Here is a 6,522-nt window from a genome sequence, read left to right as displayed (position 1 = left end):
ATCTGCCCTCCCGGCCACTCGCACCCTAAGCAGAACACGACGCCCTCCCCGCAGCGCCAGTGCAGGCGCCGCACCGGTCGCGCGATCCCCCCTCTGCCCAGACGCCGCACCCGTGCGCCCGAAATCCGAATCCAACAGGATCGCGGCGCACCCCGGCGAAGGCCGGGGCCTCAGTCGGTAAAGCGCAAGCTCACAGTAGGCAGCCCAACGCCCCGCCTTCTGCTAAGGCGTAGCCGAAGCCCCTTCGCTCCTAGGATCGGCCGCGCCGGTCCAATGGCCGCCCTCTGCGGTGCCTGTCCACTCGATCGCATTGGCCTTGAGCCGCATCGGCACGGCGCGCACATTGCCGTGGCCCAGCGCGATGAGCGCGGGGACCATGGCTTCGAGCGGAGTTCCGGCTTCTACCACCAGCCCATCGGGCGCAGGCATCACCGCGCCTTGCGCAATCGCATCGCGGGCGGTCATGCCCCAATCGAGCGTGCCGATCAGGATGCGGATCACTTGCACCGGGATGGTCAGGCCGCCTGCCGCCCCAGTGGCGATGCGCAGTCGGCCGTCCGGGCCATAGACCAGCACCGGGCTCATCGAACTGCGCGGGCGCTTGCCGCCTTCGACCTGGTTGGCGGTCGGTTTGCCGCCGCGCTCGGGCACGAGGTTGAAGTCTGTAAGTTCGTTATTGAGGTAATAGCCATGCGCCATCAGGCCCGAGCCGAAGCCGCTCTCGATCGTTGAGGTATAGCTCGCCGCATGGCCCCAGCGGTCGACTGCGGCAAAATGGCTGGTGCCATGCTCTTCGATCGGCGCGGCAGAGGCGAACGTGGTCGGCGCGCCTGCCGGTGATCCGGCGGAAACGGCGGCGATCGTCGCATTTTCCGATATCAGCGCGGAACGCCCGGAGAGATAGGCCGGATCGGTCAACCCGGCCACCGGCACCGCGACAAAGTCGGGATCGCCGAGATACTTGTCGCGGTCGGCGAAGGCCAGCCGTTCGGCCTCGGCGATCAGGTGCCAGGCGGTGGGCGACGTTGGCCCCATGGCTTTGAGGTCAAACCGTTCGAGCGCGCCCAGCGCCTGCAGCACGATGACCACGCCCGAAGAAGGCGGCCCCATTCCGCAAATGCGCCACACACGGTATTTCCCGCAAGTGGGCGGGCGCATCTTGGCCTGATAGCCAGCGATGTCTGCGGTGGTCATCGACGCGGGCGCGCCGGGGCTGGCACTCACTTTGGCGGCAATCGTCGCTGCGTTCTCGCCGATGTAAAAGCTGTCTGCGCCTTTGTCTGCGATGCGCCCCAGAATGTCGGCCAGCGCCGGATTGCGCACTGTCGTTCCTGCGGGCACCGGCGCGCCGTCTGCGCCGAAAAACAGTGCGCGGCCTTCCGGATCGAACCCGGCGGTGTCCTTGAACAGCGCGAGCGAGGCATTCAGGCGCGGGCTGACGACAAAGCCCTCCCGCGCCAGCCGGATCGCGGGTTGGAACAGCGCCTTCCACGCCAGCTTGCCGTGGCGGGCATGCGCCATCGCGGCCAGGCGCACGTTGCCGGGCACGCCCACTGGCCGTCCGCCGGGGATGATGTCGCGGTATCCCATCCGCGTCTCGCCGTTATAGAACCAGCGCGGGCGCGCCGCCGCCGGTGCGGTTTCGCGGCCGTCATAGGTTTCGATTCTGCCCGCCGCGTCGCCCGTCACGAGAAACCCGCCGCCGCCGATGCCGGAGCTTTGCGGCTCGACCACGTTCAGCGCGAGCATCGTCGCAATGGCCGCGTCGGTCGCTGAACCGCCTGCTTTGAGGATCTGCGCGCCCGCATCGGCGGCGCGCCCGTCGGCGGCGGAAACCAAACCCAAGCCTGCATCCGCGGGCGGCGGGGCGGTTCGCGCCATGGGCGGCTGCGCAGCGCAGGCCCCGAGCATGAGGGCCAGAGCAGGCACAAAGGCCTTGGCGAAAATCCGGAAGGAGCACGGTTTCATGGGCTGCACGCTATGCGCTGCCGACCGCCTCGGCAATGCTGCAAAATCTTTCTTTGCGGACCAATTCGGAAAGCCCCCGCGCAATCCGCCGCGCCAGCCCCGGTCCTTCATAGACCAGCGCGCTGTAAAGCTGGATGAGGCTGGCTCCGGCCTTGATCCGTGCCCAGGCATCTTCGGCGCTGGCGATCCCGCCCACACCGATCAGCGGGATCGACCCGCCGCTTGCCGTGCGGAAATCGCGCAGCCGCTGCAGCGCCATGTCGCGCAACGGTTCGCCCGAAAGCCCGCCCATTTCTCCAGCATAGCGCGAGCGCAGCGGCGGGCGAGCGACGGTGGTGTTGGAGATGATCAGTGCATCCAGCCGCTTGTCGTGCGCCACCTTGCAGATCGCATCGACATCGCTCGCGGTCAGATCGGGCGCCAGCTTGAGGAAAATCGGCGTCGTGTGGGGGCCCCGCGCCGCGATCACCGCATCGAGCAGCGCTTCGAGAGCGCCCTTGTCCTGAAGCTCACGCAGGCCCGGGGTGTTGGGCGAGCTGACATTGACCGAGAGATAGGTCGCCAGCGGTGCCATGATCTGCGTCATCCGGGCATAGTCGGCGATGCGGTCGGACGAATCCTTGTTGGCCCCGATATTGACCCCGATCACCGCAGAATTGCCGCGCCGCGCCTCAAGTCGGGCCGCGACCACGTCCGCGCCATGGTTGTTGAACCCCATCCGGTTGATCACCGCGCGGTCTTCGGCCAGCCGGAACAGGCGCGGGCGCGGATTGCCCGCTTGTGGCCGGGGGGTGATCGTGCCCACCTCGACAAAGCCGAACCCCAGCCCGATCAAAGCGCCGGGCACTTGGCCATTCTTGTCAAACCCTGCCGCCATCCCCACCGGATTGGGAAACGTGATCCCGGCGACTCGCTGGCAGAGCCGCGCCTCGGGCGCATCGCGTTCCTCCAGCCCGCCCAGGCGCAGCGCCGCGATGGTCAGGGTATGCGCGGTCTCGGCCGGCAAACGAAACAGCACGGGCCGTAGTAACGAGTAAAGCATGCGATCTGGGCCTTGATCCGGGTGGGCCTCTATTGCCGTCGCAGCAGGTCTCGCCAAGCCGCAATCCTAACCATAGTAGTGGCCGATCGCGGATCTGGTGCTGAATTGCCGAAGGTGTTGCAGCGGTGCCACCAGTTTTGTCGAATCCATACAATTTTCAGATGGTGATGTGGATTAAAGCAGCCACTGCGACCCGAAGACGGCGCTGCAGGTTTGCGGTGTCTTCTTTACTTCACGGCGGCTGATGCACTTTGCTCGGCCGCCGTTTTTTTATCCGAACCCCGCGTCCAAACAACCGGAACCCCGCCATTCTCGCTGCCTAATTGCCCTTGCGGCCGCGGCTCGCCGTTCGCCCTTGTGTTTGGCGCCGGCTGCGCCTAGGTAATCGGAGCGAACTGGTCTGATTTCCCGTCAGGCCGCCGCTCCGGGGTTCCGCCGCGATGCGACTTTCAAACATGGCCGATTATGCCGTCGTGACGATGAGCGCAGCGGCGCGCCATTGCGGGCGGCACGGGCCCCACGAGGCGCGCATTTCCGCGCAGCAGCTCGCCGAGGAAACCGGCCTGCCTGCGCCCACGGTGCAAAAACTGGTGAGCAAACTCTCGGCGGCGGGCCTGCTCAAAGCAGTGCGCGGCGCAGGCGGCGGGCTGAAGCTGGCGCGTCCGGCGGCGGCGATCACTCTGGCCGATATTGTCGAAGCGGTCGAAGGGCCGATCGCGCTCACCCCGTGCAGCGACAATGGCCGCCATGATTGCACCCTCGAACATGCCTGCGCCGTTCGTCCGCATTGGCCCGAAGTCGATGCGGCGCTGCGCGATGCGCTCGCCGGTTTCTCGCTCATTCAGCTCTCGCGCCCCCTTGTCCAGCCGGTGAACCCATGAACGAAGTGACTGACATTAAAGACTTTTCTGAGGTCAAAGATCTGGCCGCGCGCGAAGCGGCGGACAAGGCGGCGGATTACGAGCATGGCTGGTCGTCCGACATCGAGCAGGAATACGGCCCCAAGGGGCTTTCCGAAGACACCGTGCGCTATATCTCGGCCAAGAAGGACGAGCCGGAGTGGATGCTCGAATGGCGGCTCAAGGCCTATCGCCACTGGCTGACCATGCCGACGCCCGAATGGGCCAAGCTCCAGATCCCGCCGATCGATTATCAAGAGGCGTATTATTGGGCCGCGCCCAAGACCAAGCCAAAGCTGGGCAGCCTTGACGAGGTCGATCCCGAAATCCTGCGCATTTATGCCAAGCTGGGCATCCCGCTCGAAGAGCAGAAAGTGCTCGCAGGCGTCGAAGGCGCGCGCCGCGTCGCGGTCGATGCGGTGTTCGACAGCGTCTCGGTGGCGACCACCTTTCGCAAGGAGCTTGAAGCCGCCGGCGTCATCTTCCGCTCGATCAGCGAGGCGATCCGCGAATATCCCGAACAGGTGCGCCGCTGGCTGGGCAAAGTGGTGCCGATGCACGACAACTACTTCGCCGCGCTCAATTGCGCGGTCTTTTCGGACGGCACCTTCGTTTATATCCCCGAAGGCGTGCGCTGCCCGATGGAGCTCTCGACGTATTTCCGCATCAACGCGGAAAACACCGGCCAGTTCGAACGCACCCTGATCGTGGCCGACAAGGGCAGCTATGTCAGCTACCTCGAAGGCTGCACCGCGCCGATGCGCGATGAAAACCAGCTGCATGCCGCCGTGGTCGAACTGGTCGCGCTCGATGATGCCGAGATCAAGTATTCCACCGTGCAGAACTGGTATCCCGGCGATGCCGAGGGCAAAGGCGGGATTTACAACTTCGTGACCAAGCGCGCGCTGTGCCAGGGCGCACGGAGCAAAGTTTCGTGGACACAGGTCGAGACCGGCAGCGCGGTCACGTGGAAATATCCCTCCTGCGTGCTCAACGGCGACGATTCGGTCGGCGAGTTCTATTCGGTCGCCGTGACCAACAATTACCAGCAGGCCGATACCGGCACCAAGATGATCCACAATGGCAAGCGCACCCGCTCGACCATCGTGTCCAAGGGCATCTCGGCCGGCCATTCGAACAACACCTATCGCGGCCTCGTCCGCGTCGCCCCGCAAGCTGAAGGCGTGCGCAATTTCACCCAGTGCGACAGCCTGCTCTTGGGCGCAGACTGCGGCGCACACACCGTGCCCTATATCGAAGTGCGCAACCCGTCGGCGCAGATCGAACACGAAGCCACCACCAGCAAGATCAGCGACGACCAGCTGTTCTACGCGATGCAGCGCGGCCTCGCCCAGGAAGAGGCCATCGCGCTCATCGTGAACGGCTTTGCCAAGGACGTGCTCAAGCAATTGCCGATGGAGTTTGCCGTCGAGGCGCAAAAGCTGCTCGGCATCAGCCTTGAAGGTTCTGTCGGTTGAGCGATGCACCCACCCTTCTGATCCGCCCGGTGGCGTGCGCCGATGCGCCTGCGCTGGCCGAACTGCTCAACGCGATCATCGCGGCGGGCGGGACGACCGCGCTCGAAGAACCGTTCACCCCCGGCGTGCTCGATGCTTGTTATCTCACCGGCCCCGAAGTGATCTGCTGCCATGTCGCCGAGGATGATGACGGCACGCTGCTGGGTTTCCAGACGCTTGGGCACTATCCCGGCCTGCCCGATGGCGTCGGTGATATCGGCACCTTTGCCCGCATTGGCATGACCGGGCGCGGCGTGGGCGGCGCGCTTTTCGCCGCCACCATCAAACGGGCGGGCGAACTTGGCCTCTCGGGCATCAACGCCACGATCCGCGCCGACAACGCCAGCGGCCTCGCTTTTTATACTCGGTTAGGCTTTGCCGACCACGGCGTGACCCCCGCCGTTCCGCTCGAAGATGGCACGCCGGTCGACCGTGTGCACAAGCGGTTCGCGCTTGAAGCCATCGCTGAGGCTGAAATCGAAGCAGAGCCTGAATTCGAATCAGCGTTCGAGGAAGACTTTGAGGACGACCTTGCGGGCGCGGCGGATTTCGCGATGGAGCCCGAACGCGCCGCTGAACTCGAAACCAGCGCCGACCCCGCGGCCAAGCCCAAGCTCACCCTGCGCCCGGCGGGCAGCGCCACCACCCCGCCGCTCCAGCGCAAGGGGCGCGGCTGGAATATCGCCGAATCGCGGCTCGATACCTTGCACGACACCGCGCGCGAAATGCGCCGCAACCCCAGCGCCGCGCATGTGCGGCTGGCCGATGCGCTCACCGCCGCCAATCTGGGCAAGTATCGCTTCCGCAGCCAGACGGTGATCGGCTCGGCCATCGTCGATTTCGCCTGCCAGCCGCTGCGCATGGCGATCGCGCTCGATGAGGAGGCCGATCCGAACCCGGCGCTCAGCCGTCGCCGCGACAAGAGCCTAGAGGAAGTGGGCATCAAAGTGCTTCGCATCCCCGCCGCCGAAGTGCTGGCGAACACCGAGACGGTCGTTCAGGCGATCCTGGCGGACATGAAAGCCCGCTACGAGGGCCAGCGCGCCCGCCCCTCCTACACCCAGACCCGCCCCGCCACCGCCGGCCGCGCCCGCGC

Annotated in this window: 5 protein-coding genes; 3 read left to right on the top strand and 2 right to left on the bottom strand. The window is 65.8% G+C overall.

Features of this window, described 5'->3' with window-relative positions; translation table 11 throughout:
- Positions 1-222: 222 nt before the first annotated feature.
- Together ggt and Q0O40_RS14820 are read right to left on the bottom strand one after the other, a co-directional pair.
- Positions 223-1,845, bottom strand: a complete 1,623-nt coding sequence (ggt, locus tag Q0O40_RS14825) for a gamma-glutamyltransferase (protein WP_295531559.1) — start codon at positions 1,843-1,845, stop codon at positions 223-225.
- Positions 1,846-1,978: 133 nt separating this feature from the next.
- Positions 1,979-3,010 carry a quinone-dependent dihydroorotate dehydrogenase gene (locus Q0O40_RS14820; RefSeq protein ID WP_295531558.1) on the bottom strand — a complete coding sequence of 344 codons (1,032 nt, stop codon included), beginning with the start codon at positions 3,008-3,010 and terminating at the stop codon, positions 1,979-1,981.
- Positions 3,011-3,450: 440 nt separating this feature from the next.
- Between Q0O40_RS14820 and Q0O40_RS14815 the strand changes: the two genes are divergently transcribed.
- From Q0O40_RS14815 to Q0O40_RS14805, 3 genes are all read left to right on the top strand, one after another.
- Positions 3,451-3,891 carry an Rrf2 family transcriptional regulator gene (locus tag Q0O40_RS14815; RefSeq protein WP_295531554.1) on the top strand — a complete coding sequence of 147 codons (441 nt, stop codon included), beginning with the start codon at positions 3,451-3,453 and terminating at the stop codon, positions 3,889-3,891.
- Complete coding sequence (gene sufB / locus Q0O40_RS14810; RefSeq protein ID WP_295531551.1) at positions 3,888-5,387, top strand: Fe-S cluster assembly protein SufB; 1,500 nt, start codon at positions 3,888-3,890, stop codon at positions 5,385-5,387. The genes Q0O40_RS14815 and sufB overlap by 4 nt, the downstream gene beginning before the upstream one ends.
- The coding region (locus Q0O40_RS14805) for a GNAT family N-acetyltransferase (RefSeq protein ID WP_295531548.1) at positions 5,384-6,522 on the top strand (1,139 nt) is incomplete at its 3' end. The genes sufB and Q0O40_RS14805, both read left to right, overlap by 4 nt.

Origin of the sequence: Novosphingobium sp. Chol11 (assembly GCF_945870625.1) — a bacterium.
Lineage (GTDB): Bacteria > Pseudomonadota > Alphaproteobacteria > Sphingomonadales > Sphingomonadaceae > Novosphingobium.
Note: the sequence above shows the minus strand (reverse complement) of the source record. Positions and strands in the feature narration are given on the sequence as shown.